This is a genomic window from Nocardia sp. NPDC101769, assembly GCF_044766925.1.
GTDB lineage: Bacteria > Actinomycetota > Actinomycetes > Mycobacteriales > Mycobacteriaceae > Nocardia.
This window is the reverse complement of record NZ_JBIWMX010000054.1, coordinates 1-26,054: the sequence shown is the minus strand read 5'-3', so window position 1 is coordinate 26,054 and position 26,054 is coordinate 1. Positions and strand designations below refer to the sequence as shown.

The window sequence follows — 26,054 nt, the reverse complement described above, 5'->3', positions numbered from 1 at the left end:
ATGAGGAGATCGTGAGGCGGTGTGAGAAGGCCCCGCGGTGGGATACCAAACGGCGCTTGCACACTCGCGGAGGTAACCGAGACCTTGCCGTTGCCATTGAACAGGCCATACGGTCGGCGTGTGCCCCGCTACATCTTCTCCGGCAAGGACGACGAGGCCCGTGAGGTCCACCTGACCGGAAAGTCACGCCAGCGTGAGGGCATCGCTGCGCGGGCGCCGGTCAGAAGTCGTCGTCGTGCCCGGCGAGCTGCCGCCCCAGCGTCCTGGCCTCGTCCACGATTATTCCCAACGGGGTCTCATACTCGAGGGCGTTGCTGATGGGGGGTGATTCGCTGGTTTCACCTGCGGCACAGAGTGGTGGCGCCTGGCCACGGTCCGGGTGTTCCTGCCACTGATGAATGGCGTCGGACCGAGACATCGGCCGAGATCCGCGCGATCGCTCTGCAACTGCTGACCCACTCCGGTCCGGACGCAGCACGCCGGGTTCGGCGGGCGGTCATCGGAACCGGCAGCTTCCGGGCTGGCGTGGATCCGCCCGGGAAGATCACTTCGGTCAGCATGCCACAGCCCGGCGACGCAGCTGCCAGGACCACTCATACAACCCTAAGTCCATGATATTGACATTTGATTACTGTCGTGAAGAATGCATCATATAGATTTGATGACCTGGTCAGCTCGATCATCACGACTGGAACGGAGCCCCCCATGGAGCCCTATCTCAGCAGGTACCGGCCAGTGGGGATAATTCAACATCCCCGTCACTCAACGGGGTCGGAGCACCGGTCGTGACGCATAGCGACGCGCCGGATTTGGTCGACTGGGGTACCGCCGCAACAGCCGCGACATCTGCGGTATTCACTGCAGCTATCGCCCTGACACCTGCCGAGCCAGAGTTCTTCGACGTGGCATTCACGGCGGTCACGCAACCATGCCCGTGGCCGAAAGCCTACGGCGGCGACCTGGTCGCTCCGGCCGCTGCCGCAGCCATGCGATCGGTGACCGATGGCAAGACCCTGCACTCGATGCACTCATACTTTTTGCGGCCTGCCGATATCGGCGCCGAGGTTCGATACGAAGTGGAACTGTTGCGGGACGGCCGCGGGTACAGCACCCGGCAGGTACGCGGCTATCAGGGTGGAAAGCCTGTGTATGCATGCCTAGCGGGGTTCGCTGCCGGTGAGCCTGGGGAAACATTCATTACCGGATTCAACCTGGATGTCCCCGACCCAGAAGAGTTGCCGACCTCAGCCGAGTACCTGGCGTCGCGTAGTGGTGGGTCGATGACAGAGCAGTCGAAGGCATACTGGTCGAGCGGCCGCAGCTTCGACATGCGACACGTACCCGGGCCTGTGTATCTCGCCGTCGACGGCGAGCGGTTGCCGCATCAAGCAGTCTGGGTCAAACCGTTCGATCCACTGCGTTCGGTGGTGGGATTGACTGACGCTCAACGCGATTTGGCAGCTCTCGCCTACGTCTGCGACTACACGATCCTCGAACCGGTGCTTCGAGTGCTAAATCGTCCATGGGCCGAACCCGGGTTGGTAACAGCGAGTCTTGACCACGCTATGTGGTTCCACCGACCGGGTCCGGTCGGCGACTGGATGCTCTATCTACAGGAAGCTGTGGCCGCCGAGTCCGGCCGGGGCCTTGGCACGGGGCGCTTCTTCACTCGCGACCGTCGGCACCTGGCGACCGTCGCGCAGGAAGGCATGATCCGGCCCGCCGCTCAATAATTATTTTGATTTTGCGTGTTTTATCTGCGTAACCCCGGGTGCAGTTCAAGGATGTTGATCAACTGCCGCGCCTGATCAGCACTCAAGTACAGGTCGATTGTCGACGGTTTCCGGATTCCGACCAATAGTGCTTCGATCGAAATCCTTGCGCCGTCGGGAAGCACTCCACTCGGTCGCCAGGACATCGGCCCGATGAGTTCAATCCCATCAGGCACGGTCCAGACAACGCATTTCCTAAGACCGTGTCTCACGTCGTTGTGATTCGTTTGCGGCGTGTCGGAATGCGGTGTGCCGCATAATGTTCGATTCGTGACCGACGAGTTGTCGAAACGCCTTGTCCCGGACGAGTTATGGGCTCTGGTCGAGCCGCTGATCCCAAAGTTCGAGCCGCGTCCGCAGGGCGTCGGCACCGACCCGGTCGAGGATCGAGTGGTGTTCACCGCCGTGGTGTTCGTGCTGACCAGCGGCTGCGCGTGGCGGATGCTGCCGCCGTCGTTCGGGGTCACCGTGCCCACGGCGCATCGCCGCTTCACCGACTGGACCGAGGCGGGGCTGTGGCGGCGTCTACATTGTCCGGTGCTCGACGAACTGGGCAGCCGTCGCTTGATCGACTGGTCGCGGGCGGTGATCGACGCGGCGTCGGTGCGGGCGAAAAAGACATCCCAGGGGCTTGAATGTCAAGCTGCGGTGGACTGTTCAGCGTGCGGTGACCATGCGGTGGTTTCGTTGTAGGCGGTTCTGGTTTTGAGGCAGCCGTGGAGGATGCCGACGAGGCGGTTGGCGAGCTGGCGCAGTGCGGCGTGGTGTTCGAGGGCGCGGACACGGTGTTTGTCGTAGTAGGCACGCGCGCCCGGTGAGACGGTCAAGGCACTAACGCCTGACGCAGGAGGGCGTCGATGAGCCGGGGTAGTTCTTGCGGGCTTTCGCCGAGGCGTAGCGGTCGCGGGCGTCTCCGAATTCGGCGAGTACCCAGGCACCGAGAACCACGCCCAGCCCGGGCTGGGACAAGACGATCTCAGCGTCCGGGTGTCGGTCGAAATGGGCCTCCCCCTGCCCCTTCAGTGCGGTGATCTGTTCGCGCAGGGTGACGAGCACGCTGACCGATGCTCGTGCCTTGGCTGCGTGGTGGTGTCTATCGTCGTGTCTCGGCGCAGGTGTTCAGCGCGTAACACGGCCTGGACCCGGGTTGCTTTGGCGTCGACGTCGCGGCGGCGGGCGCGGGTGAGCGCGGCGCGGATCTGGTTGAGCGACAACTGCGCCGCCGGCACCGGATCCGGTGCCTTGCCGAGTAGTTCCAGGGTGTCGGACGAGGCGAGATCGTCGAAGGCCTCCAGCGCGGCGGGGAAGTACTCACGCAATGCGTGTCGCAGCCGCTGGACATGGCGGGTGCGTTCCCAGATCAATGTTTTATGTGCTCGCGCAACCACTTTCAACGCCTCGACCGGGGCGCTGTCGGCGGCGACAGCTCGCAGCTGGTGGGGGTCGGTGCGCACCATGTCGGCGAGCACATGCGCGTCGGCCGAATCGCTTTTTGCGCCGGAGACCGCATACCGCTCCCGATAGCGAGCCGCCTGCAGCGGATTGACCGCGAACACCGAATACCCTCCGGCTATCAGCGCCGCCACCCACGGGCCACGGTCGGTCTCGATCCCGACCACGAACGCCCGCACGCCGGCACCGGGCAACAGCCCGACCCGTTCACACAACCGCGACAGATGCGCACCCAACACCGATTCCAACTGCCGGGCATGCCCGAAACTGAACTCCCGCAACAGAGTTCCGATCGTCGACGGCGCATACACCCGGTCGAACACCGCGCTCATGCCACCGCTGCGCAGCACATCGACATCGTCGATGCTGTCCGCGCCCGCACACATCCCCGCGATCAACCTCGCCAGCTTCGGGCCCGGATTCGCCGCCCCGGACTTGATCCGCGGCGAGGCGATCGACACCTTCTCCGCCAGCAGCTCACCCAGCCCGGTCTGCTCGGCCAGGCGCATCACCGGCACCAGACCGGCCAGCGACACCAGATTCTGATCATCGAACACCGCTGACTCCGCGGCGAACCTGTGCGAACTTGCACCCGAGGTGTCCTTCTGAACCGGACCGATCATTGCCTAGACAACAGTGATCATCCCAGTTCGAAGGGCACTTTTCTCATTCAACGAGCACCGACGGACACAAGCCCGTCGGTGGATCGAGGCTGAGTTCCTTGATCTGGTCATCGATGAGAACCAGCCAGTCGAGGACACCCTCGTCGACGCTTCGACCAGATCCAATCGGCACAGCCATCGATCTCCGTCGCGTGTTAGCTGCACAGCCCGACTTCATGTGAGCTGTTCGATCGGCCGACGACCGGAAGGGTATCGAGGTCTCTGACCCTCGTGACCGCTCTCGAACAGTCCTTGACACGGCAACTCATGTTCACGGCCCGGCTCAGGACTCAGCCAGCGCAGCGGCTGGATCGATGGCACTACCACGCTCGGGCAGAGCGGTGAGCCGAAGCAGAGGGTAGAGAATCAGTGCTACGACCAGCGCGACCAAAAAGCCCAACTGAGTCCAGTCCAGGGTGACGACCAGTTCACCGGCGGCCGAAGCGACAACCAGCGATGAAACTCCGGACCAGTTCACGGCCTCCACCCGATCCTGAGCTGCGGGCCGACAGCGACGGACTATGAAGTAGTCAGCGATCATAACGCCGGCCAAGGCGGTGGTCGTTATCCCGAGAATTCCGAGATATCCGGCGATCAGGCCCAAGATGTTTCCGGCGATCATCAGCAAACCGATGAGATTGCCTACGACAATCATCGCGAATCGGCCGACATGCCGACCCGACAGGCTGTTCGACAGATTGGATAACGCCAGTGACCCCGAGTAGGAGTTCAGGACCTGCGCCTTGATCTGGGCCGCATACATCAATGCGAAGCCGATGAATCCGGCCAGGACGATGAAGAAGGCGCCAGAATTGTTATCTGCCATCCACAGGACTTTGTCGGCCGTGGTGTCTCCACCCTGGGTGGCGGCGACACCAGGATGATCGCGCAGATAGTTCTGCACGGTGACAGCGCCGGCGTGGATCACAATGGTGCCGAGCACCACCACCACGACATCGATCATCAGCGCTCCGCCGACCGCAAGGATGCCGACGTCCCGGCTCGATCTTGCGTAACGGGCATAGTCCGCATCGACGAGAGCGAGCGCCCCGGCCGATCCGGCCAGGATCGACAGTGCGACGGCAAATCGATGAGCACCGCCACCGTAGCCGGGCACGACCGGCCCCGCGGACAGAAGCTCGCCCACCGAGCTGCCGGATCCGCGCAGCGCCAGTACCGCCAGCACCACCGTCAGTACGGTGAACGCCACCAGCAGCACCGTGGAAGTACGCTGCACCAGTTTCAGACCGAACGTTGTCAGAACGATCCACACCACGGTGAGAACACCGTAGATCAGCACTGCGTTTCCAAGGGACGGCTTCCAGCCGAACATGAACAATGTGCCGTAGTACAGGAGGGCGTTCTCCAGCGCGAGGAAGCCGAGGATCATGAACGCGAAGATCAACGACGCCAGCGCCGAACCACGCACGCCGAGCCCGTAGTAGCGCGAGGTTACCGTGCTGGAAGTACCTGACACATAGGCGATTTGGCCGACCATCCAGCCGACGATGCCACCGAAAACAGCGACGACCACACCGGCGAGAATGCCGTAGCCGACGCCGGCGATCAGTGTGACGCCACCTCCGATCGCCAACTGCACCAGGGTGGAGGCGATGCCAGCGGTGTTGGTCATCAGACCCCATCCGGACCGGCGCTCGGAGGTCGGCACAGCGGTCAGCGCATGATCTTCGATTCGGGACTTCAAGTCGGGTGAGCTGGACGCGGGTTCCATGGCGATGTCCTCTCGGGGACGTAAGTGGTGAAACGGGAAGAAGTCGTCCACAGACCGGCTGAGCCGGTGATGGAAAGCGACCGGAGGCGGGTATGCGCGCAGTCGACGCAGTCGAGGGCGCTCTCGCAAGGGGGCCAGGAAGGCCAACCCTTCGAAGTATATCCAAAAACTGACGGCCGTCTTTTATTCGCTATCGAGCAGGCGATTCCAACGGCCTTGAAACCGCGCTATGAGCGTCGGGAAGATCGGAGCTGCCGGGCGCCAGCGCACCCGACACCCACTAGAACGGTGAAGCGATTCAGGTCATGAGCGGTCTACGAGCGCGAATACACGCGCCGGACTCCCGGTACCGCCCACGATAGGCAGGGGCGCAACCACCAGCATTGCACCGGTCACCGGAAGGCGATCGATGCCCTGCAACTGGGTCAGGCCGTACTTGTCCGCCCCCAGCAGGTGGTAGTGCACCGGAAATGGGGGCTCCAAGCCCCCGGCCTGACCGGCGTCGATGCCGACGGTCTCCACGCCGAAGCCAGTGATCGGCGATGCGGCCAGCCATTCCGCTCCAGCCGCGGAAACGCCAGGGGTGTGCGGGCCGTCCGCGTCAGCATTGGCAAATGCGATCGCGTCTGCGGCGCGGCTGCCCCACCCGGTCCGGAACAGCAGCCAAGCCCCTTCAGGCAGGGGCCCGTGTTCGACCACCCATTTGTCGAGATGCTCGGGTTCCAGCAGGAAATCAGGGTCGGCATCGACTTCCGCGGTGAAATCGGCGACGACCGCCGGACCTAACAGTCGCGCCGGCGGGATCCGGTCCACGCTGGCTCCCTCACGCCCCGACGACCAATGGACAGGGGCGTCCAGGTGCGTACCGGTGTGCTCACCGGTGTGGATGTTGTTCCAGCTCCAGAAAGGACCTGCCGCATCGAAGTCACTGACCTTCTCGAGCGACAGCGGGATCGTGTTCGCGAACGGTTCCGGCAGCTGTAGCACCGGCGTTTCGGGACTCAAGGGTGCGGTGAGGTCGAGGACCTCGAGGCGGCCATCGGCCAGCGCCGCCACGACGGCGGGTAACAGTGCGGGAGTAGTGCTCACAGGAATCCCTCTTCCGGAGGCGTGACGGTCGAACTACCGATGGCGTGGCGCCATCTTGTAGCGGGTATCTTACGCCCGTCACCGATTCAATACAGAGATTCGGTAGATAAAACTGAGCAAACAAGGACTCTGTTCCACTAGCTCGATCGGCCGGTGCGGCGTTTGCCATGAATCACCGCGAGTGCGTGGTTCTGCGCAGGGGAGTTCAACTGCGCGTTGAGCTGGTCGAACAGCGCACCAGCAGCTTCACCGTTCCAGGCTGGCGGCAACAAGGACAGCGGCAGTCCGGGATCGCGGTAAGGGAGCCGACGCCATTCCGTGAGCATCGGGATATACAGCGCGAACGCTTCCCGTGGCGTGATCGGTTCGGCAGTCGCCTGGAACAGAACAGGTCGATAGCGCTGGAGATAGTCCGCGTACAACCCGGCCAGTTCCTCCAGATTCCACCACTGCCGGACCTTGGTGCGCAGATCGCCGAAGGCGACGTGGCGAGAGCTGAAAATGTCCACATAGTCGGACAGGCCGAGCCGCTCGAGGGTGTGCCGTGTCTCCGCGGCCAACGTACCCGGTGCGATCCACACGCCGGGTGCCGCGGTGCCGAATCCCAACCGGGTCAGTCCGGAGCGCAACGCGTGGCGCTTGTCCCGCTCGGATTCGGGCACCGAGAATACGACGAGTACCCATCCGTCCGATTCAGTCGCACGGGAGCGCTCGAAGATCCGATGGTCGCCCTCGGCGAGCACCTCGAGCGTGGTGTCCGCCAAGCGGTAGCCGACGGCGCCGCCGGACCGCTCACTTACCAGCACGCCGCGCCGTTTCAGCCGGGAGATCGAGGATCGGACTGCTTGGCCTTCGGCCGCCAGATCCTCCATCAACCCGACCACCGATGCGGTCGACAGCCAGTTGCCTTCCGCGCGGGCACACAGACCGAAAATCGTAATGATCCATTGCGCCAGACGAGCATCCCGGCCCCCGGTGCCCGGCGTGGTCGCCTGCGATTCTGCCGTCACTTCTGCACCATACAAGACGTCCGCGCTCGTTCCGTACACGTAGAGGAAGCTCAGGAGCGGCGCTGGGGATGTGACATGACGTCAGGCGGAACGGCCGAGTGCGGCGGCCAGAGTATGACCGTCCTCGTCCGCGAGCGCCGCCTCACGAAGCCGGGCCAACCGAGCCGCCGGCTCAGGGTGACAAGCGATTTCGTGGGCAGCGGTCATGAGTTTGTCGAAGCTGTCATTGCCGTGTTCATAGGTGGCGCCATAGCCCTTCAGTACACGCTGGCATTCGACGATCTCGCGCGCGAGATCGGCGTCGCCGGGTGCGGCTGCCAGCGCGATGCCCATCCACTGCTCGATGGCGGCCTGTTCTCGGACGAAGCGCAGCGATCGCGGCCGCAACGGCCGGGCCCGCGCCATGACGGTCAACGCGGTGTAGCCGGTTATCGAACTGGTGTTGACCGTCATGCCCTTGTGGGTCATCGCGCGCACGATACGGCCGAAGGCCTTCGAATGCCGCAGTGCGCCACCAAGTCCGGCGGGCAGGGTGTCGGTGATCTCGTCGATCTGCGGGTGCAGGTACTCGCGGACCTGGATGAGCTGGCCGGGCTGCGCGCGAGCCTCCTCGCGGATGCGTGCCATGCGGTGCTGCCGGATCTTCTGCTGCGCCACCTGGATGGTGTCCTGGTAACACATCCACAGCGCCAGGTGACGGGCCGCTTCGACGGTGAGCCGGGCCGCGCCGTCGGCCTCCGGATCGGCGACGGCGAATTTGCCGACGCGGTCCAGATACAGCCGAGCGTAGTCGAGGTTCTGATAAACGGCGGTCCGGACCAGTCCGTGCAGGATCATCGAGCGCGCCGCGGCAGGCAGGGCCTTCACGTCCTCGGCGAGGGGCCGCAGTTTCGGCCCGACCAGCGAGCCAGGGTCGGTGGCGGCAATATCGTTGCGGCGCTTCTCTTCTCGCTGCTTCTTCTCCTCGGCCGACAGGGGCCTGGGAATGAGCTGCAAGTCAACCGGCGCGGAGGCGGAGGGCCGCGCGTCCAGCGTCTGCTGCGCGGTGTCGAAGCCACCCGCGAAGGCGCGCAGGGATTGCTCGACGCCCTTGCCGAAGTCTCGAATCGGCTGTTCGAATTGCTCCCGCGTGAACGGCAGCGCGCCCGAGCCCGCCAAGGCTCCGAACAGCGCCGCGCTGATCACGCTGCGCGCCTCCTCGGCGATGACCATGAAGTCGGCCGCGATGAGTGTCGCGGCACCGCGGCGGGCGGTGTCCAGCAGGGCGTCACTGTCGACACGCCCATCGCCCAGGGCCATTCGCTCGTGGATCGAATAGACCCGGTGAGTGGAGCTGATCAGGGTGGTGCGATCGGGAGTGGAAAAACCCCGCTGCACGGCCCGACCGGCCTCCATGAGTTCGGAAGCCACGACGATGTCGACCTCGCCCGGGGTGGGGAAGACGCTGAGCACCGGCTCGGAGCGGCCCTCACCTGCGGCGTGCGGCGACGGCGGGAACAGTTCCACGTAGTAGACGGTGGCCCCGGTGCGCTGAGCGACACCTGGCACCGACGTGGTCTGGGCGTGGTAGTCGGCCCGCTCGGCGACTTCCACGATCCAGTCGGCGAGCACGCCGCCACCCTCGCCGCCCATGGCCAGGATCGCCAGCGTGATGGGCCGCCGGCCCTCGTACCAACTCGGCATCAGTACACCTCCATCGCCGCCGCGCGCCGCTCGTCGCCGCGGGAGAGCATTCCGATCCACCAGGTCCGCAGCCGAGCCAGGACGCGGTCGCGGAGGGTGGGGTTGTCGACCACGTCGGTGCGGTAGAACGACGGGCACAGCACCGCCGCATGCGCGTTCGCGCCGCACACACCGCAGCCCACGCAGCTGTCGAGCACGGTGGCGATGGGGTCGGTGCGCATCGGGTCGGGATTGTCGGTGATGGTCAGCGACGGGCAGCCGGAGACCCGGATGCAGGCGTGGTCGCCGGTGCAGGTCTCCGGGTCGACGCCGAAGCGTTCCCGGACCACCCGCTTGCCCGCCTTGAGCGCTTGCGCTCTTTTCGGTTTCTCTCGGCGTTGCCGGTTGAGCTGGCATTCGCTTTGCATGACAAGCACTTTCGGACCGGGCTCGTCGGTGGTGAATGCCTCGAGGAAGGTATCGCGGACATGGGTGACGTCGTAGGTGTCGTCGATGGTGCGTGCCCATTCCACGCCCACACCACGCACGGCCTTCTCGATCGGGTGCTGTGTGGAGCGGGCTCCGAGGTCGGCGTGCGAGGACAGCACGTCCTGACCGCCGGTCGCGGCGGCATAGTCGTTGTCGACGACGACGAGCACCTGATCGTTCTTGTTGAACACCGCGTTGCCGACACCGCTGGTGAGCCCGTTGTGCCAGAAGCCACCGTCGCCCATGACCGCGATGGTCGCGCGATCGGCGTCCTTGGGGTTCAAGGCCGCGGCACCGGCCGAACCGAGGCCGTAACCCATGGTCGTGGCACCCAGATCGAACGGTGCGTTGATCGCGAACAGGTGGCAGCCGATGTCGGCGCTGATGTGGTGTTTACCGGTCTCCCGCTCGGCGAGTTTGAGACCGCTGAAGATCGGGCGTTCCGGGCAGCCGGTGCACAGCCCCGGCGGGCGCGGTTGCACGATCTGCGGTTCGACCCGGATGGCGAACGGGCTGCGCGGATCATCGGCCGCGCGCAACAGCGCCGGCTCGCCGGTGATCGCTTCGGGTAGATAGGCAGTGAGGAATTCGTGCAGGCCGCGGGTGACCACCAGGGAGGTGTATTCGCCTGCGGTGGTGAGCATGTCCTTGCCGTGCAGTTTGGTGGCGATGTCGGCGCGGCGCAGGACGGTGTTGATGTTCTGCTCGATGTAGTCGGGCTGGCCTTCTTCGATCAGCAGCACCGCACGCTTGTTCGTGCAGAAGTCGATGACCTCCTCGTCGATCACCGGGTACGCGACGTTCATGACATACATCGGGATCTGCGTATTGCCGAAAGCGTCGGAGCAGCCGAGCAATTCCATCGACCGGTTCAAGGTGTTGTACAGCCCGCCCTGAACGATGATCCCGACATCGGCGAGATCGTTCCCGAACACCTCGTTCAGCTTGCGTTTGGCGATGTACTCGACGGCGGCCGGCCAGCGGCGCTCGATCTTCTCCTTCTCGTGCAGGAAGCTGGCCGGGGGCAGCACGATTCGGTTCACGTCGCGGGTGGGCTGCTCGATGGCCTCGGTCACCGTCATGGGCGGCCGCTTGTTGTCCTTGGCCTCGAATCCACCGTGCAGATGGCATGAGCGCAGCCGCAATTGGAGGAAGACCGGGGTGTTGCTGGCCTCCGACAATTCGAAACCCGCTTCGACGGCATCCACGATCGCGGAGATGTTGGGTCGCGGGTCCAGCAACCACATTTGGGACTTCATGGCGAACGCGTGGGAGCGTTCCTGCATGATGCTCGAGCCCTCGCCGTAGTCCTCACCGAGGATTACCAGCGCGCCGCCGGTGACACCGCCGCTGGAGAGATTGGCGAGCGCATCGGAGGCAACATTGGTGCCGACGGGCGACTTGAACGTGACCGCCCCACGCAGCGGGTAGTGCACCGATGCTGCCAGCATGGCCGCCGCGGTCGCCTCCGAGGCGCTGTTCTCGAAGTACACCCCGAGCTCATCGAGGACCTCCTTCGCGTCGCCGAGGACATCCATCAGATGCGAGATCGGAGCACCCTGGTAGCCGCCGACGTACGCTACGCCGGACTGGAGCAGGGCTTTGGTCACCGCGAGAATGCCTTCCACGTGCAATGTGGATCCCGCACCTTGGCGCAGCTTCCCGACCTCGTTCGCAAACGACCGTTCGGCCATCGTGTTCTCCTCGCTGCCTATTGCCCGGGGTGCGGCATCCATCCCGCTGAATCATATGTCGATAATCTAACGACCGTCACCACTTCGCCGCAACCGCTGGCTGTGTCCGAATACTATGCCACTCGCCGTTCCTGCCACTACAACTTGGACCCGAACCGCCTTCGCGGGGAGGGATGGACCGGGTCGCATGCGCGAGCCCTGCATTCCGTTCACCTGACCATCATCATGAAGAACTCATATACCGTCACCGGGAAGGCTTATCGACCGGCGATCCAGTCGTCCGGGTCGGCAACGATGTCGGCGCGGGGCGGCGCACCGATCGGCAACGGCCCAGACGCGTTCGCTCTCCCGAATGTCCAGCAAACGCGAAATCAAGTCGACGTAGGAGCCACTTTCCTGTGGCCAATCCGCCGCTGTGACGGCTGAAGTCACGCCTTCTCCCAGGGTGAGATTCCGCGATTGCGGAAGGCACCGCCCCCGGATCGTGAAGCTGCGCACGTCGATCGCGGGCCGGGTCTCTGCCAGAACCTGAACGCGGTATACGAACTCAACGCCGTTCGGTGCAGTCAGATCGTACGCGCGGAAGTGGGTATGCCGTCGAGATGACGACCGTTAATGGATCTAGGCGCGAAGGGCGTCGGATCGAGACATCGGCCGAGATCCGCGCGATCGCTCTGCAACTGCTGACCCACTCCGGTCCGGACGCAATCTCGTTACGCGCTATCGCCCGGGAGATGGGGATGACGGCGGGGCGCTGTAGGGCTATTACGAGACAGGGGATGCGTTGGTGGCGGCCGTCATCGAAGACGTCTCCACTTCCCTCGTCGATGCCCTGGAAGGTTCGCAGGAGGACAGGTCAGGCTCGCCGAGGACGCCTGCGGTGGCCTTCTCGCCTGGGCAACAGCCTTTCGGGAATGGGCGATCGCAAATCCCAGCGGTTTCCGTCTCATCTACGGAGACGCGGTGCCGGGCTACCGCGAGCCGGACAGCGAGGTCGCACACAAGGCAAGGCACCGGATCCGCGCTGGATTCATCGGGCTCGCCGCCGCGGCACGGCCGCATGCGAGTCGACGAGAACCCCTCGGCGACCAGGAGATACCGATGGTCGACCCCGACGTCCCGGAGAGTGCTCGCGCTCAGCTTCCGGACCTGCCACCAGCGGGTGTTGTTCTGGCCATTCGGATCTGGAGCCGAATGCATGGATTGGTCACGCTCGAGGTCAACGGGCACCTCCAGGCCCTGACGGCCGATCGCGCCGCGTTCCACCGGAAGGAGATGCAGGACCTCGCCACACATCTGGGCTAGCACCGAATGCGTGACAGCTCCATGAGGATGGTCGCCACCCCACCTGAACAACATTCGAACCGACACAACCGTTCTATTGCGGGATCGAGAAATCCCCGGTCCGAGGATGGGCGCCGGCACCCTTCAGGATGTAGAGCTCCGCCTCGGGCAGGTGCCGGTGCCGTGGCAGGACCGCCCCTTCTGGGCAGGCACCCTGACCGTCCACGCGCCGGTCTCCTCATCAATGTGGACAACCCTCATTTCCACGCCGTCGGCGAGTTGGTTCGAACGGTATTTCTTCGGTAGCGATGGTCCACCCATGATCTTGGGACGTGATGTCCCTTCTCTGCCGGTGTGTCGACCGTCACAATCATATACCGACATCTGAACGACCGTCACGGATGGATGAGAAAAATGACTCCTGAGCGGGCCCGATGCAACCGCAGCCACGACGATCCGACCACGTCGCAGCGGTGTGGTTCGCACAGCCCTCGTGCAGAGGGGATGGCCGACTGGATCGGGATCTTCTACCGTCGGACGGATGACAGCGACAACGCCGGATGGCATCGACGCCATCGTGGTCGGCTCCGGTATCAACGGGTTGGTGGCTTCGGCCGAATTGGCAAGGGCAGGCTGGAAAGTGCTGCTGCTGGAGCGCAACCCGGACATTGGCGGTTTCATAGCTACTGAGGAGCGAACGCTTCCCGGCTTCCTGCACGACACGTTCTCGTCATGGCACCCACTGTTCGTGTCCGGCCCGGCGTACGCCGACCTCGCACAGTCACTGCACCAGCATGGGCTCGTCTACCGCAACACCGATGAGTGGACGACCGCCAGTGTCGCCGACGACGGCAGGGTCACGGTGGCTCACCGGGACCCGGAGCGCACGGCGGCAGAGTTCGAGGAGCCGTCGGACCGGACGGCATATCTGTCGCTGCTGCGAAAGCTGTACCGCGACATGGGATCCATCGGCGGGCTGATGGGCAGCGAACTGCGGTCGACCGCTTCGATCCGGCATGCCCTCGGACTGCTGCGGACCGGCGGGCGAGGCGACAGCGAGTACTGGCTGCGCGCTGCCGTCACCAGCGGTCGTAGCTTCGCGCGCCGGGAGTTTCGCGGTCCCGAGGTCGATCACCTCTACGCCCCGTGGCTGCTGCACGGCGGCCTCTCCCCCGATCACGCGTCCGGCGGGATCATGATGCCATTACTTGCGGGAACCCTCCACGCGGCGGGACTGCCCGTGGTCGAGGGCGGCTCGGCGCGCTTCCTGGCCGCTTTCCGATCACTGCTCGACGAGCTCGGCGTGGCCATCCAGACGGGGACGCAGGTTGACCGGGTTCTCGTGGAAAACGGCCGCGCCGTGGGAGTTTCGGCTGGCAGCCGGACGATCCGAGCACGCCGCGCGGTGCTCGCGTCGGTAACTCCGACGGCTCTTTACGGCGAACTGCTAGCACCGCAGACCGTGGACCCGACGATCCGCGCCGAGGCGGCGGCCTTCCGCTATGGTCGCGGCGAGATGCAGATCCACGTTGCCTTGTCCGCGCCGCTGACCTGGCGGGACTCCCGGCTCGCACAGATCCCGCTGGTCCATATCTCCGATGGGTCGGCAAGCACCGGAATCGCCTGCGCCGAAGCCGAAGCCGGGCTGCTGCCGCACCGCCCCACGATTGTGGTCGGGCAGCAGTATGTGCTCGACCCCAGCCGGGTGCCACCGGGTAGAGCCGCCCTGTGGCTGCAATTGCAGGAGGTTCCGTTCGCCCCGCGCGGTGACGCGGCCGGTGTGCTGGACACCACGGAGGGCTGGACCGAGACGCTCGCGAAAGGCTATGCGGACCGGGTCCTCGACCGGATTGCCGTCCACGCCCCGGATCTGCGCGACAAGCTGCTCGCCGTCGACCTCATCACTCCCCGAGACCTGGCCGATCGCAACCCAAATGCGTTGGCCGGCGACCCGTACGGAGGTTCCAGCGAACTGGATCAGAGCTATCTGTGGCGGCCGCTCGCCTCCGTCGGCCGACATGCGACTCCGGTACCGGGACTGTGGCAAATCGGTGCCTCCACCCATCCCGGTGCCGGTCTCAGCGGCGGATCCGGCCACCTGGTGGCTACAGCACTGTCGCAACGAAAGCTATCTCGGAAGCTGTTGCCTACTAGATGATTTCAGCCCGGCGACCGTGGATTACAGCGAGCGCGTGCTTGTGGGCAAGCGGACTCAATATCTCCTCCAGTTGATCGAAGAGCACCCCCGCCGCTTGCCCATTCCATGCCGGGGGTAGCACCGAGAGTGGCAAGCCCGGATCACGGTAGGGCAACTGACGCCATTCGGTCAGCATTGGAACGTAGAGCCCGAAACCTTCTCGCGGGGTTGGATTGTCGACTGTCACGTGATGCAAGATGGGTCGGTAACGCCGGAGGAAATCCGCGTGCATTCCGCTGAGTTCGTCCAGATCCCACCACTGCGCGATCTTCGAGCGGAGATCGCCGAAGGCGAAGTGCTCTCCGATGTACATGTCCACGTACTCCGACAACCCATGGCGCTCGAGAACCTGCCGCGTTTCGTCGGCCACGATCCCCGGAGCTATCCACACCCCGGGGGCGGTGGTCCCGAAACCTAAGCGGGTCAAGCTCGTTCGCAGGGCATGCCGTTTGGCGCGTTCGGATTCCGGGACCGAGAATACGACCACGAGCCATCCGTCGTCTTCGGAGGCCCTGCTGCGCTCGAAGATTCGCAGATCTCCCTCCGCCAATGCCTCCAGCGTCGAATCCGATGCCGAATATCCGGTGGCACTGGCGTTGCGGGCGCTCAGGAGCACGCCGCGCCGTTTCAAACGCGAGATCGACGACCGCACCGCTTGTGATTCGGCGCCGAGGTCGGTCATCAATGCCACCAGCGACGCGGTCGATAGCCAATTGCCCTCGGCTCGTGCACACAGGCCGAAGAGGGTGATGATCAATTGGGCGAGGCGAGAGTCGCGGCCACCTGCGGTCATGTGGATCGATTTCTGCGCTGCCGTCATACGGACACCATACGTGACGCGACGGCGGTCGCAGTCGACCGCCGTCGCGTACACGTTCGACCGGCTAGGCGATCGGCTTTCCTTCGCTCTCGGCCCAGCTCGCCATCATCGTGTTCGATGGCAGCGTCTTGTCGAGAAGTTTGCGCGCTTGTTCGGCCCCGGCGATGGGAAGGCCGACCGGGTCGAGTAGACCGATCTGGACCAGCACACTCGCTTGGTCCCAGTAGATGTGCTCGTTGTAGAGCTTGTCGCCGCGAAAGGTGACGATTGCGATCAACGGCACCTCGATATAGCGGCCGGTCGGTGCGACTCCCGGCAGCATCCAGTCGATTTCACTGTCGTGAGTGAAGCAGAACAGCTGTTCTTCGACGATCCGGTCGGCTCCGATCGTGCGAGAGATCGGGATGGATTTCGTGTCGGAGGGGTTCTTGTGCACGAAGTGGTGCGCATAGAACCGTGCGAGATCTCGTTGCCCGACGCCGCCGGTCAGCGTCGGAATGTGGTTGACGTACGGTTCGTCGACCATGGTCGCCATCGTCGCGGTCACGTCCCGGGTGTCGAATTCGTGGTAGATGTGCTGGTCCCACAGGGCGGACAGATCGTAGCGAGGGCCGATGGCCTGCCGAACCACCTCGAGGGTGCGGGAGAAGGCCATCCCGGCGCTCAGCGGCTCGAAGGTATCACGGCCGTGAGTGGCGAATGCGTGGTCGACACCTGGGTAGTCGTAGCAGCGCACACGATCGTCGCCGTCGAATGCGGCGCGGATCGCTTTACGGGCAGGCTCTGGGCAGTATTCGTCCAACCCGGCGAGATGGAACAGCGTGGGGACCGTCAACTCTGCAGCCTCTTCGAGGTGTTCGTGCACGCCGACGCCGTAGTAGCTGACCGCACAGTCCACCGGCAGCCGGACCGCGGACAGGTAGGCGAGCAGCCCACCCAGGCAGAAGCCGATCGCCCCGACTCCCCCGGCCTGGTTGTCCCGACTCCGCAGCGCGACGATGGTGTCTCCGATGTCGTCTATGGCGAGATCCAGATCGAGTTCGTCGCGCAACCGGAGTCCGCGGGTGAATCCCGCATCGTCGTAACCGAGTTCGACACGCGGCTCGGAGCGCCAGAACAGATCGGGCACGACCACGACGTACCCCTCGTCGGCGAAGCGGTCCGCCATGTCCCGCATGTAGTCGTTGATGCCGAATATTTCCTGCAGCAGCACCAGACCGGGTCCCGAGCCCCGGGTCGGTTCGGCCAGATAGGCGGCGAACGATCCGCCGGTCTTCTTTTCGATGTCGATGTACGTGCCCACCTTGAATTCCTTTTGCGAATAGCTGTTTTCGAGAACCGGGCCGGTTCTGCTCAGACGAAATCCGGATGCTCGGCTGCGATCCGGTAGGCGCCACCCGCGCATCGCGCGCCGGTTGGCGAACTCCCTTGCCCTTTAGACACTTTCGATGTGCGCCGAGCCGGGTCTACATCGCCTGCTGCTCGATGCCGGCCCCGGGATCACTGAAATTCTCGCTGACCTCGGTCATCCTGCTCACGCATCGGAGTGAACTCACGGAATGCTGTACCAGCTCCAACTGCATGCCCCACGGGCTCAGGAAGTACTGCACCCGCAGGCCGGCGACCGGGCCGTCGTCGACGACGATGGGACCGTTCATCAGCTCGAGCCCGCGCGCACGGAGTCGCTCGACCGCGGCGTCGAGATCGGTGACAGCGAAGGCGAGGTGATGGCCGCCTATGTCGTTGTTGCGCGGTGGAATCGGCTCGGCGCCCTCCGGCTGGTCGTACTGGAACAGTTCCAGCAGCACACCATCCGGGAGTTGCAGCATCGCCAGGGTGAAGCGGGCCCCGGGGACGTTCACATGGGCCGCGGTCCAGTCCCTGCCGTCGCCCGCGGCAGGCAATTCGGCGGAATCGAAGGGGCCCAGCCGGTAGAGCTCTCGTGCACCGAACAGGTCAGCGAAGAAGGCTATGCCTGCCTCGAGATCCGGCACGGTGATTCCTACATGATCGAAGACGCGGCCGGAACTGCAGATCGGCGCATCGTCAGCATCGTGGGAGTACAACATCTTTTACCTCTCGGGTGTCCAGCGCCGGGTCGGCGCGTGGTGGCGGGCGGCCTCGCGGACCAGTTGCAGGCGGGGTGGCGGTCCGTCTGTGCGGCCCGTCGGGGGCTTGCGGTTGCCGGCCCGGAACGGAGCCGGCCATTCGGCGGCGTCTCCGCGGTAACCCTGGTCCGCGGCCGCGTGCAGCGTCCATTGCGGATCCCACAGGTGCGCGCGGCCAATCGCGACCAGGTCGGCGCGACCCGCCAGCAGGACAGAGTTGACGTCGTCATAGGACGAGATGGCACCGACGGCAATGACGGCGATGCCGTGCGGCACACCGACTTCCTGCCGAATCCGGTCCGCGAACGGAGTTTGGTAGCTGCGGCCGTACGCGGGAGTCTCGTGCTTGACCACCTGGCCGGACGACACGTGCAGCAGGTCCACGCCGTGCTCGGCGAAGGCGCGGGCGATCGCGACGGCATCGTCGACGGTGTTGCCGCCATCGGCCCAGTCCGTCGCCGAAATGCGTACCGACAGTGGTCGATCCGCGGGCCACACCGCCCGGATTGCGTCGAAGACGCGCAGCGGGAAACGCAGCCGATTCTCCAGCGAGCCGCCGAACTCGTCGGTCCGCTGATTCGCCAGCGGCGACAGGAACGACGACAGCAGATAGCCGTGCGCGCAATGCACTTCGAGCACGTCGAAACCCGCACGCGCGGCGGCCTGGGCCGACGCGGCGAACTGCGCCGTGATCTCGTCCATCTCAGCGATGGTGATCTCGCGCGGGGTACGGCTGTCCGGGCCGTAGGGCAGAGCCGACGGACCGACGGTCTCCCAGCCCCCGGTCTCCAGCGGATCGTCGATGCCCTCCCACATCACCTTGGTCGCGCCCTTACGACCCGAATGACCCAGCTGCACACCGATCTTCGAACGTGTGCCGCAGTGCACGAAGTCGACTATGCGGGCCCAGGACCGCTCCTGCTCCTCGGTGTAGAGGCCGGCGCATCCGGGGGTGATGCGGCCCTCCGGGGATACACACACCATCTCCGTCATCACCAGCCCGGCACCGCCGAGCGCTTTGCTGCCGAGATGAACCAGATGGAAGTCGGTCGGCACGCCGTCCATGGCGGAGTAGATGTCCATGGGCGACACCAGGATCCGGTTGGGCAGCTCGACGCCCTTGATCCGCAGCGGGTAGAACATCGGCGGGCGCGGTGCTTCGGCCTCGTCGGTCTGCTCGGACAGGTACCAGCCGTCGATCGCCTCGACGAACCCGTCATCACGCAGGCGCAAGTTGTCGTAGGTGATACGGCGGCTGCGGGTCAGTAGATTGAACGCGAACTGGTCCGGATGCTGATCGGTGTAGCGGCCGATGGATTCGAACCATTCCAGGCTCGCCTGCGCGGCACGCTGCACCGATTCCACGACCGGTCGCCGTTCGATCTCGTAGGCGTCGAGTCCGGCTGCCACGGAATCGTTCTCGTGCAGGCAGGCCGCCAGGGCCAGCGCGTCCTCCATGGCCAGTTTGGTGCCCGAGCCGATCGAGAAGTGCGCGGTGTGCGCGGCGTCGCCGATGAGCACGATATTGCCGTGCCGCCACGTCGTGTTGCGGACCGTGGTGAAGTTGATCCACTTCGAGTTGTTCGCCTGCAGCGCATGCCCGTCCAGCTCGGCGGCGAAGATCTCCTTCAGCAAGGCGATCGACTTCTCGTCGTTCTCGCCCGGCGCGAACTCCAGGTCCGCGAACACATCGAAACCGGCAGCACGCCAGACAGATTCATGCATCTCCACAATGAAGGTGCTCTGCCCGGCGCTGAACGGGTAGGCGTGCACCTGCATGATCCCGTATGGGGTGTGCTTGACGAAGAACTCGAATGCCTCGAACACGCGGTCGGTGCCCAGCCACATGTACTTGTTGCATCGGGGGTCCAGGCTCGGGCCGAACACGTCGGCGAACCGGGTACGCACCGCGGAGTTGAGGCCGTCGGAGGCCAGAACGAGGTCGTGGGTGGCGGCGAGCTCCTCGACATCCGGTGCGGCAGTGCGGAAATGGATAGCAACCCGCAACTCGGCACACCGCTGCTGCAGGATGTGCAACAACTCCTTGCGACTCATCGCGGCGAAGCCCTGTCCGCCCGAGGTCCGGACCTCGTCTCGGTAGTGGATGTCGATATCGCTCCAGCGGGCGAACCGCTCACTCATCGCCCGGTACACCTGTTCATCGGCGTGCTCGATGCCGCCGAGTGTTTCGTCGGAGAACACGACGCCGAATCCGAAGGTGTCGTCCGGGGCGTTGCGCTCCCAGATCGTGATCTCGTCGGACGGATCGAGCTGCTTCATCAGGGCGGAGAAATACAGACCCGCGGGCCCTCCGCCGATCACGGCAATACGCATAACAGGCCTCACACTTCTCGGAATGAAGTAGACGGAATATCGGTGGGAGGTTCACCGGCCCTGTCCGGCACGAGGATCGGCGCGCCGCCGCCCCGCAGGACGGCAGCGATGGCCGCCGGCCACGGTTGAGCACCGCCGGTGGGGTCAGGAGCGTGAACCGCGGTCAATGCACCGCGGACCGCGACCGTCGGCGGCTCCGCGCCAGGCGCCTCGCCCGCTGCGGAAATCCTCGTGACGACGAAGTCGTAGCGCAGCGATAAGCGGCCGAGCTCGCCGACGGACAGGTCGATCGAAACGACGTCTCCGAACCACAGCCGGTCCAGGTAGTCGACTTCGTAACGCACCCGGGGAATTCGGCCGAACAGCCAGCGCATCCTGAACCTGTCCAGTAGCGCGGCCTCGGCGGCTTCGACCCACCGAATGACAGTGCTGTAGTGGTAGTGCCCGGCGGCATCGGTGTCCTGCCAATCGACGATCCGCTCGATAACGATGCCGGTCATCGCGGCGCCACTCCCCACCGCTCACGGAGCTTGTACCGCTGCAGCTTCCCGCTCGGATTCCGCGGCAGGCTGTCGACGAACTCGACGCTGCGGGGATACTTGTACGGAGCCGCTGTGCGTTTGGCGAATTCCTGTAGCTCGCGCACCTTTTCGGTGCCGCCCACCACGCCGGGCCGCAGCACGACAGCGGCGTGCACGATCATCCCGCGATCCGGATCCGGTACGCCGATCACCGCGGATTCCATGACGTCGGGGTGTTGGTCCAGAACGGCTTCGACCTCGGGAGAGCCGATGTTGTAGCCGGCGGAGACGATCATGTCGTCGCTGCGCGCCTGATACCAGAAGTAGCCCTCGGCATCGCGGGTGTAGGCGTCGCCGGTCATGTTCCAGCCGTCGCGCACGTATTCCAGCTGCCGTGCGTCGGCAAGATAGCGGCAACCGGTGGGTCCCTTCACCGCCAGCAGGCCCGCAGTGCCATCCGGGACCGAATTGCCACTGTCGTCGTGGATCTCAGCGCGATAGCCCGGCACTACGCGGCCGGTGGAGCCAGGCCTGATGTCGTCGTCGGCGGCCGAGATGAACACGTGCAGCAGTTCGGTTCCGCCGATTCCGTTGATGATCTTCAACCCGGTCAGTTCACGGAACTTGGTGTACACGGTCTCGGGCAGGTGTTCACCGGCCGAGACACAGCGGCGTAGTGAAGCGGTCCGATCCAGATCGGCGCGTTTGATCAAGGCTTTGTAGGCGGTGGGGGCGGTGAAAAGTACTGTCACCGAGAATTTCTCGATCGCCTCGACCAATGCGTTCGGATCCGGTTGCTCCAGCAGGACCACCGACGCGCCGACGTGGAACGGGAAGATCACCAGTCCCCCGAGCCCGAAGGTGAACGCCAGCGGCGGCGTTCCCGCGAATACGTCGTCCGCCTTCGGCCGCACGATGTGCGCGGCGAAAGTATCGGCGTTGGCGAGCACATCGCGGTGGAAATGCATGGTCGCCTTCGGCGTGCCGGTGGTGCCCGAGGTCGGCGCCAGCAAGACGACGTCGTCGGCGGCCGTCCAGACGTCGTCGAAGACCACCGGCTTCGGCGCAGCCTGGGCGACCAGGTCCACGGCGGTGGAGCCGCCGACCGGGACCACCGGCAGCGTGGAGTCGGCGGCGTACAGCTCATCGAGCAGGCGGTGATCGCACAGCGCGAGCGCGGGCCGGGTCAGCTGGATCAGTTTCGACAATTCGACGGCGCGCAGCAGGGGCATGGTCGTGACGACCACACCGCCTGCCTTCACGACCCCGAACCAGCAGGCGACCAGCCAGGGCGTGTTGGGGGCCCGCAGCAGCACTCGGTTGCCGGGAACCAGGCCATACTCCTCGGTGAGAACGTGTGCGATCTGGTTGGCCCGGTCCAGCAACTCACCGTAGGACCACGTCTCGTCACCGGTGTGGATGCACGGCCTACCGCGGCCGTGAACGGCCACCGCTCCGTCGAGCAGCACGGTGGCGCAGTTCAGACGGTCGGGATACGAGAGCTCGGACAGGTCGAACACGAACTCCGGCCACTGCTCCGTGGGTGGGAGGTTGTCCCGGCAGAAGGTGTCAGTGTGCGCGGAAGGTGTGAGCATCGGGTTGCCCTTTCAGGAGGCAGGCTCTTGGCCGAACCCTGGGTATTGCAATAAGCAGACGTTCGTCTTGGCTTCGGTATAGCTAGGCGCCGCGACAGTTCGCGGGCTCGCGCCTCAGGCGGATTCGAACTCCACCGCAGCTACCGCCTGTATCTCGATCAGCGCCTCGGGCTGCCACAGGGCCGTGACACCGATGCCCGCCATAGCCGGGTAGTCGGTGCCGGCCAGCTCACGCCAGATACGGCCGATCTCCTTGCCATAGGCCTGATAGTCCGGAATGTCCAGCAGGTAGATCGTGACGCTGAGCAGGTCCTCCGGCCGCCCACCGGCCGCTTCCAGGGCGGTCAACACGTTGGTCAGCGCCTGCCGGAACTGCGGGACGATACCGCCCTCAACGATCTTTCCCTCGGCCGTCAGAGCGGTCTGACCAGCCAGATGGACGACGTCGCGGTGACGCGTCGCGTGCGCGAAGCCCGAGGGCTTCGCGAGTGCGGGCGGGTTGATGCGTGCGACGGGCATGACGCCTCTTTTCTCACTCGAGTCCGCTCGTCCAGCGAGCCGACCTCATCGAAGAGATGGTGTAGGTCACCATATGGTGCTATCGTCACCATCGTCAATAGAACGTGATATCTCGTGATCATCGCGTTCGCCACCGACCCGGACTCACCCGGCAGACCCTGGAGTGACCCAGCGATGCGTTTACGAACAGTTGTCTCGGGCGACGGCACTCGCGCCGAGGTCCGGATCGACGAACTCTGGCGCGCGACCACCGCGCCGGATGTGGGGGCATTGCTCACCGATCCGGACTGGCGTTCGACGCAACCACTGTCGCCCCAGGAGACGATGTTCGAGGGCCGACCGGCACCGGTGGTCACGGCGCCCACCAAGGTCGTGTGCTGCGGCCACAACTACCGGACCCATATCGCCGAAATGGGCAGGCCCGCACCAGAATTCCCCACACTCTTCGCGAAATTCGCCGATACTCTCACCGCCTGGGACGCCGATATCGTGCTTCCCGGACCGGCCGCGGAGGTCGCGCTCGACTGGGAAGCCGAACTCGCCATCGTGGTAGGCAGCGAACTCCGGCACGCCGACCCCGACACCGCGCTGGCCGGCATCGCCGGATACACCGTCGCCAACGACTTCTCGGTCCGGGCGTGGCAGCGCAGAACCCCGCAATGGCTGCAGGGCAAGGCATTCGACGCCACCACCCCGCTGGGGCCGGAGCTCGTCACCCCCGAAGAGATCGACCCCGCCGTCGGCCTCCGCATCGTATGCAAGGTCAACGGCGTAGAGGAGCAGACCGGCTCCACCGACGACCTGGTCTTCGCCCCCGCGACCCTGCTGTCCTACATCTCCGAGTTCACCACGCTCCGGCCGGGAGACGTCGTGCTGACCGGAACCCCCGGCGGTGTCGGCATCGCCGCCCAACCGCCCCGGTTCCTGTGCCCCGGCGACATGGTGGAGACCGAGATCGAGGGCATCGGCGTCCTCCGCAACCGAATCATCCCCTCTCCCAACGAAATCGAACCCGCACCGCGGGACGGAAAGGATAACAAATGACCAGCGACCTGAACACCGCAGTCGCCCCCCTCGTCACCCGCGCCGGTGCCGAATACGTCCACACCGCCCAGTCCGGCGGCGCGGCCCGCGTCTCGGGCGTCAGCCCGCAGCACACCCCGGCCACCAAGATCTGGTACGGCAAGGTCACCAACGAACCCGGTTACCGCTCCCTCCCCCATCACCACGGCGAAGCCGAAACCGGCGGCTACGTCCTCACCGGCGTCGCCCGCATCTACTACGGCGAGAACTACCAGGAATACGTCGACATGGCCGAAGGCGACTTCGTCTTCGTCCCCCCTTTCATGCCGCACGTCGAAGTCAACATGAGCACCACCGAAAAACTGGTCTGGCTGACCTGCCGCACCCCCGACAACATCGTCGTCAACCTCCCCGACGTCGACGACTCGATCCTGGAGGGCTACCGCCGCGCCTGATCACCGGTCGCGGTCGCCACACCCCCTCGGCGACCGCGACCGCCGTCGACGGACGAAGGGAACCTTCGACCAAGGCATGGCACCTTGCAACCCACATGTGCACCGATAGACCACGTTCCTGCATGGCAGGACCACGGTGACCACGCTGGCGTCGACCATGCCCGCCAACGGTGACGTGAATCCGTACGCGGTACTTCCGATCACCCACGCAGGCGGGTAGCTGGCCGCCGGTGATGTGCTGGTCGACAATTTCTATGCGGCCGCCGACTCCGCTCCCCCGCCCGTGGGCACTGTCGTCAACGTCCAGGTCAGCGGAGAGCCACACCTACTACAGGCGAAGACCGGCCGATGAGCGATACCCGGCCCCATTGATCGTGCTGGTGTCGAGCGAGGGTAATGAGGGATCTTCGCTCGACACCAGCGCCCCCGCTGCTACCGTGCGTCAGTCCGCAGGCACTACCGGACCGTCGGTAACGAAGAGGCTGACCTTGTAGCTTCACACGGGGGCAGTACAGCCAATCAGTTTGAGGCCCAGCCGGTATCGGATGGTTGAGTCGGCCCGCAGCGCGGTGCCGGTGTTGCCACCGGTCCGTCTCTGCGAGCCGCTCGCCGAACCCGGCGTGCGTGTCTCCACGCACCGGGCTCTCCACGATGTCGGCCGTCAGGCGTGGCCGGACAGGGTCCAGGGAGTGGAGATCGTGTTGCCGCGATACCGATATCGGGTGATCGACACCTTGGCGAGATTGAACAGTTCGATCCCGTCCGCCGACGGCCTGTGCCACCGACCGGTGCGGTCGGCGAGGTGACGGTGGACGTCCTTCCATCTCCAACGGTGCAGCCGCTTCCACCAGCGGACAACTCGCCACCACACGAAGTTGCCGAGGCTGTCCATGGTGTGTTTGCAGACCGCGTGCCGGAAGTAGTTGGACCAGCCGCGCATGATCCGGTTGAGCCGGACCAGCACGTCCCTGGGTGGCTGTTGCGACAATCTGCTCGTGAGGGCACGGACCTTGCCCTTCAACGACCGGATAGGCCGGTCGCCGATGAAGGTGTAGGCGTACCACTTGTTCGTGCCTCGCTTGCGTTTCCACTGGATGCGGAACCCAACGAAGTCGAACCCATCGCTCATGTGCATCACCCGTGTCTTGGTCTTCGACAACCGAAGCCCAACAGGCGCAAGCACTTCCGCGATCTCCTCGCGCAGGCGCTCGACATCGTCACCGGTGCCGTGCACGAGCACGACGAAATCGTCCGCGTAGCGGACGATCCGCCAGTTCGGCAGGCCCTTGCGACGACGGTGAGCGCGGCGCCCGGGAGTGCTCATACTCCCGCCTGGCTGCCACGGCCGCTGCGTGCGGGATCATCGAGGCTCACGAAAAGGTCATACTCGCTGCCTATTCTTCGAGTACGTGACTAGTCATGTGATGTGGGGTTGGACTGCGAGGGTGGTGCTGCCGGTACTTGCTGGTCGGGGCTGTTATTCGGCTGGCTCAAGGCAGCTGGGCCGGTGTAAGAACTCCTAACAAAGTGAGAGGTTGACCAGTCGACGCCAGCAGATGATGCCGCAGGCCAGGCTGAGGAATGCTTCGTGGATGTCGTCGCGGATTTCCCAGCGGATGCGCAGCCGGCGGAACCA

Annotated in this window: 20 protein-coding genes and 3 pseudogenes; 6 read left to right on the top strand and 17 right to left on the bottom strand. The window is 64.9% G+C overall.

Features of this window, described 5'->3' with window-relative positions; translation table 11 throughout:
* Window positions 1-785 precede the first annotated feature (785 nt).
* Together ACIRRA_RS42325 and ACIRRA_RS42320 are read left to right on the top strand one after the other, a co-directional pair.
* Window positions 786-1,733 (top strand): acyl-CoA thioesterase, encoded by a 948-nt coding sequence (locus ACIRRA_RS42325; RefSeq protein WP_402780508.1) that lies wholly within the window; start codon window positions 786-788, stop codon window positions 1,731-1,733.
* A gap of 309 nt (window positions 1,734-2,042) precedes the next feature.
* Window positions 2,043-2,390 (top strand): annotated as a pseudogene (locus tag ACIRRA_RS42320) (transposase); the annotation flags it as partial.
* A gap of 213 nt (window positions 2,391-2,603) precedes the next feature.
* On the opposite strand, the gene ACIRRA_RS42315 reads toward ACIRRA_RS42320, so the two are convergent.
* From ACIRRA_RS42315 to ACIRRA_RS42275, 9 genes and pseudogenes are all read right to left on the bottom strand, one after another.
* Window positions 2,604-2,828 (bottom strand): hypothetical protein, encoded by a 225-nt coding sequence (locus ACIRRA_RS42315; protein ID WP_402780505.1) that lies wholly within the window; start codon window positions 2,826-2,828, stop codon window positions 2,604-2,606.
* Window positions 2,792-3,328, bottom strand: coding sequence for a transposase (locus ACIRRA_RS42310; protein ID WP_402780511.1), 537 nt, complete (start codon window positions 3,326-3,328; stop codon window positions 2,792-2,794). The genes ACIRRA_RS42315 and ACIRRA_RS42310 overlap by 37 nt, the downstream gene beginning before the upstream one ends.
* 60 nt (window positions 3,329-3,388) lie before the next feature.
* A pseudogene (locus tag ACIRRA_RS42305) lies at window positions 3,389-3,847 on the bottom strand (IS1380 family transposase); the annotation flags it as partial.
* 43 nt (window positions 3,848-3,890) lie between these two features.
* A complete protein-coding gene (locus ACIRRA_RS42300) occupies window positions 3,891-4,025 on the bottom strand; it encodes a hypothetical protein (protein WP_402780502.1) in 135 nt (44 codons plus the stop codon).
* A 144-nt stretch (window positions 4,026-4,169) separates the two neighbouring features.
* Window positions 4,170-5,618, bottom strand: a complete 1,449-nt coding sequence (locus tag ACIRRA_RS42295; RefSeq protein WP_402780499.1) for a purine-cytosine permease family protein — start codon at window positions 5,616-5,618, stop codon at window positions 4,170-4,172.
* A 303-nt stretch (window positions 5,619-5,921) separates the two neighbouring features.
* A complete protein-coding gene (locus ACIRRA_RS42290) occupies window positions 5,922-6,674 on the bottom strand; it encodes a cyclase family protein (protein WP_402780496.1) in 753 nt (250 codons plus the stop codon).
* A 170-nt stretch (window positions 6,675-6,844) separates the two neighbouring features.
* The gene (locus ACIRRA_RS42285; RefSeq protein ID WP_402780493.1) at window positions 6,845-7,717 is read right to left on the bottom strand and encodes a PaaX family transcriptional regulator C-terminal domain-containing protein; all 873 of its coding nucleotides are present in this window, start codon (window positions 7,715-7,717) and stop codon (window positions 6,845-6,847) included.
* Between the two features lie 81 nt (window positions 7,718-7,798).
* Window positions 7,799-9,400: an indolepyruvate oxidoreductase subunit beta family protein gene (locus ACIRRA_RS42280; protein ID WP_402780490.1), complete on the bottom strand. Its 1,602-nt coding sequence runs from the start codon at window positions 9,398-9,400 to the stop codon at window positions 7,799-7,801.
* Window positions 9,400-11,562 (bottom strand): thiamine pyrophosphate-dependent enzyme, encoded by a 2,163-nt coding sequence (locus ACIRRA_RS42275; RefSeq protein WP_402780487.1) that lies wholly within the window; start codon window positions 11,560-11,562, stop codon window positions 9,400-9,402. The genes ACIRRA_RS42280 and ACIRRA_RS42275 overlap by 1 nt, the downstream gene beginning before the upstream one ends.
* Window positions 11,563-12,459: 897 nt before the next feature.
* Between ACIRRA_RS42275 and ACIRRA_RS42270 the strand changes: the two are divergent.
* Window positions 12,460-12,867, top strand: a pseudogene (locus ACIRRA_RS42270) (TetR-like C-terminal domain-containing protein); the annotation flags it as partial.
* Between the two features lie 520 nt (window positions 12,868-13,387).
* Entirely contained in the window at window positions 13,388-15,004 is a 1,617-nt protein-coding gene (locus ACIRRA_RS42265; RefSeq protein ID WP_402780484.1) for a phytoene desaturase family protein, read from the top strand.
* Here the strand turns inward: ACIRRA_RS42265 and ACIRRA_RS42260 are convergent.
* The 7 genes from ACIRRA_RS42260 to ACIRRA_RS42230 all read right to left on the bottom strand — a co-directional run bounded on the left by ACIRRA_RS42260 (window position 14,997) and on the right by ACIRRA_RS42230 (window position 22,940).
* Entirely contained in the window at window positions 14,997-15,863 is an 867-nt protein-coding gene (locus ACIRRA_RS42260) for a PaaX family transcriptional regulator C-terminal domain-containing protein (RefSeq protein WP_402780481.1), read from the bottom strand. The genes ACIRRA_RS42265 and ACIRRA_RS42260 overlap by 8 nt on opposite strands.
* 64 nt (window positions 15,864-15,927) lie before the next feature.
* Window positions 15,928-17,166: a dienelactone hydrolase family protein gene (locus ACIRRA_RS42255; protein ID WP_402780478.1), complete on the bottom strand. Its 1,239-nt coding sequence runs from the start codon at window positions 17,164-17,166 to the stop codon at window positions 15,928-15,930.
* A 163-nt stretch (window positions 17,167-17,329) separates the two neighbouring features.
* Window positions 17,330-17,932 (bottom strand): VOC family protein, encoded by a 603-nt coding sequence (locus ACIRRA_RS42250; protein WP_402780475.1) that lies wholly within the window; start codon window positions 17,930-17,932, stop codon window positions 17,330-17,332.
* A gap of 3 nt (window positions 17,933-17,935) precedes the next feature.
* Entirely contained in the window at window positions 17,936-20,305 is a 2,370-nt protein-coding gene (locus tag ACIRRA_RS42245; protein ID WP_402780472.1) for a bifunctional salicylyl-CoA 5-hydroxylase/oxidoreductase, read from the bottom strand.
* An 8-nt stretch (window positions 20,306-20,313) separates the two neighbouring features.
* Window positions 20,314-20,805: an acyl-CoA thioesterase gene (locus tag ACIRRA_RS42240; RefSeq protein ID WP_402780470.1), complete on the bottom strand. Its 492-nt coding sequence runs from the start codon at window positions 20,803-20,805 to the stop codon at window positions 20,314-20,316.
* Window positions 20,802-22,421: an AMP-binding protein gene (locus tag ACIRRA_RS42235; RefSeq protein ID WP_402780468.1), complete on the bottom strand. Its 1,620-nt coding sequence runs from the start codon at window positions 22,419-22,421 to the stop codon at window positions 20,802-20,804. Before ACIRRA_RS42235 ends, ACIRRA_RS42240 begins: the two co-directional genes overlap by 4 nt.
* 114 nt (window positions 22,422-22,535) lie before the next feature.
* Window positions 22,536-22,940 (bottom strand): RidA family protein, encoded by a 405-nt coding sequence (locus ACIRRA_RS42230; RefSeq protein WP_402780466.1) that lies wholly within the window; start codon window positions 22,938-22,940, stop codon window positions 22,536-22,538.
* Between the two features lie 174 nt (window positions 22,941-23,114).
* On the opposite strand from ACIRRA_RS42230, the gene ACIRRA_RS42225 reads away from it, so the two are divergent.
* Window positions 23,115-23,984 carry a fumarylacetoacetate hydrolase family protein gene (locus ACIRRA_RS42225; RefSeq protein ID WP_402780464.1) on the top strand — a complete coding sequence of 290 codons (870 nt, stop codon included), beginning with the start codon at window positions 23,115-23,117 and terminating at the stop codon, window positions 23,982-23,984.
* Window positions 23,981-24,418, top strand: a complete 438-nt coding sequence (locus ACIRRA_RS42220) for a cupin domain-containing protein (protein WP_402780462.1) — start codon at window positions 23,981-23,983, stop codon at window positions 24,416-24,418. Before ACIRRA_RS42225 ends, ACIRRA_RS42220 begins: the two co-directional genes overlap by 4 nt.
* 661 nt (window positions 24,419-25,079) lie before the next feature.
* Here the strand turns inward: ACIRRA_RS42220 and ACIRRA_RS42215 are convergent.
* On the bottom strand, window positions 25,080-25,742 hold the full coding sequence (locus ACIRRA_RS42215) for a group II intron maturase-specific domain-containing protein (protein WP_402780459.1): 663 nt from the start codon (window positions 25,740-25,742) through the stop codon (window positions 25,080-25,082).
* Window positions 25,743-26,054: the final 312 nt, after the last annotated feature.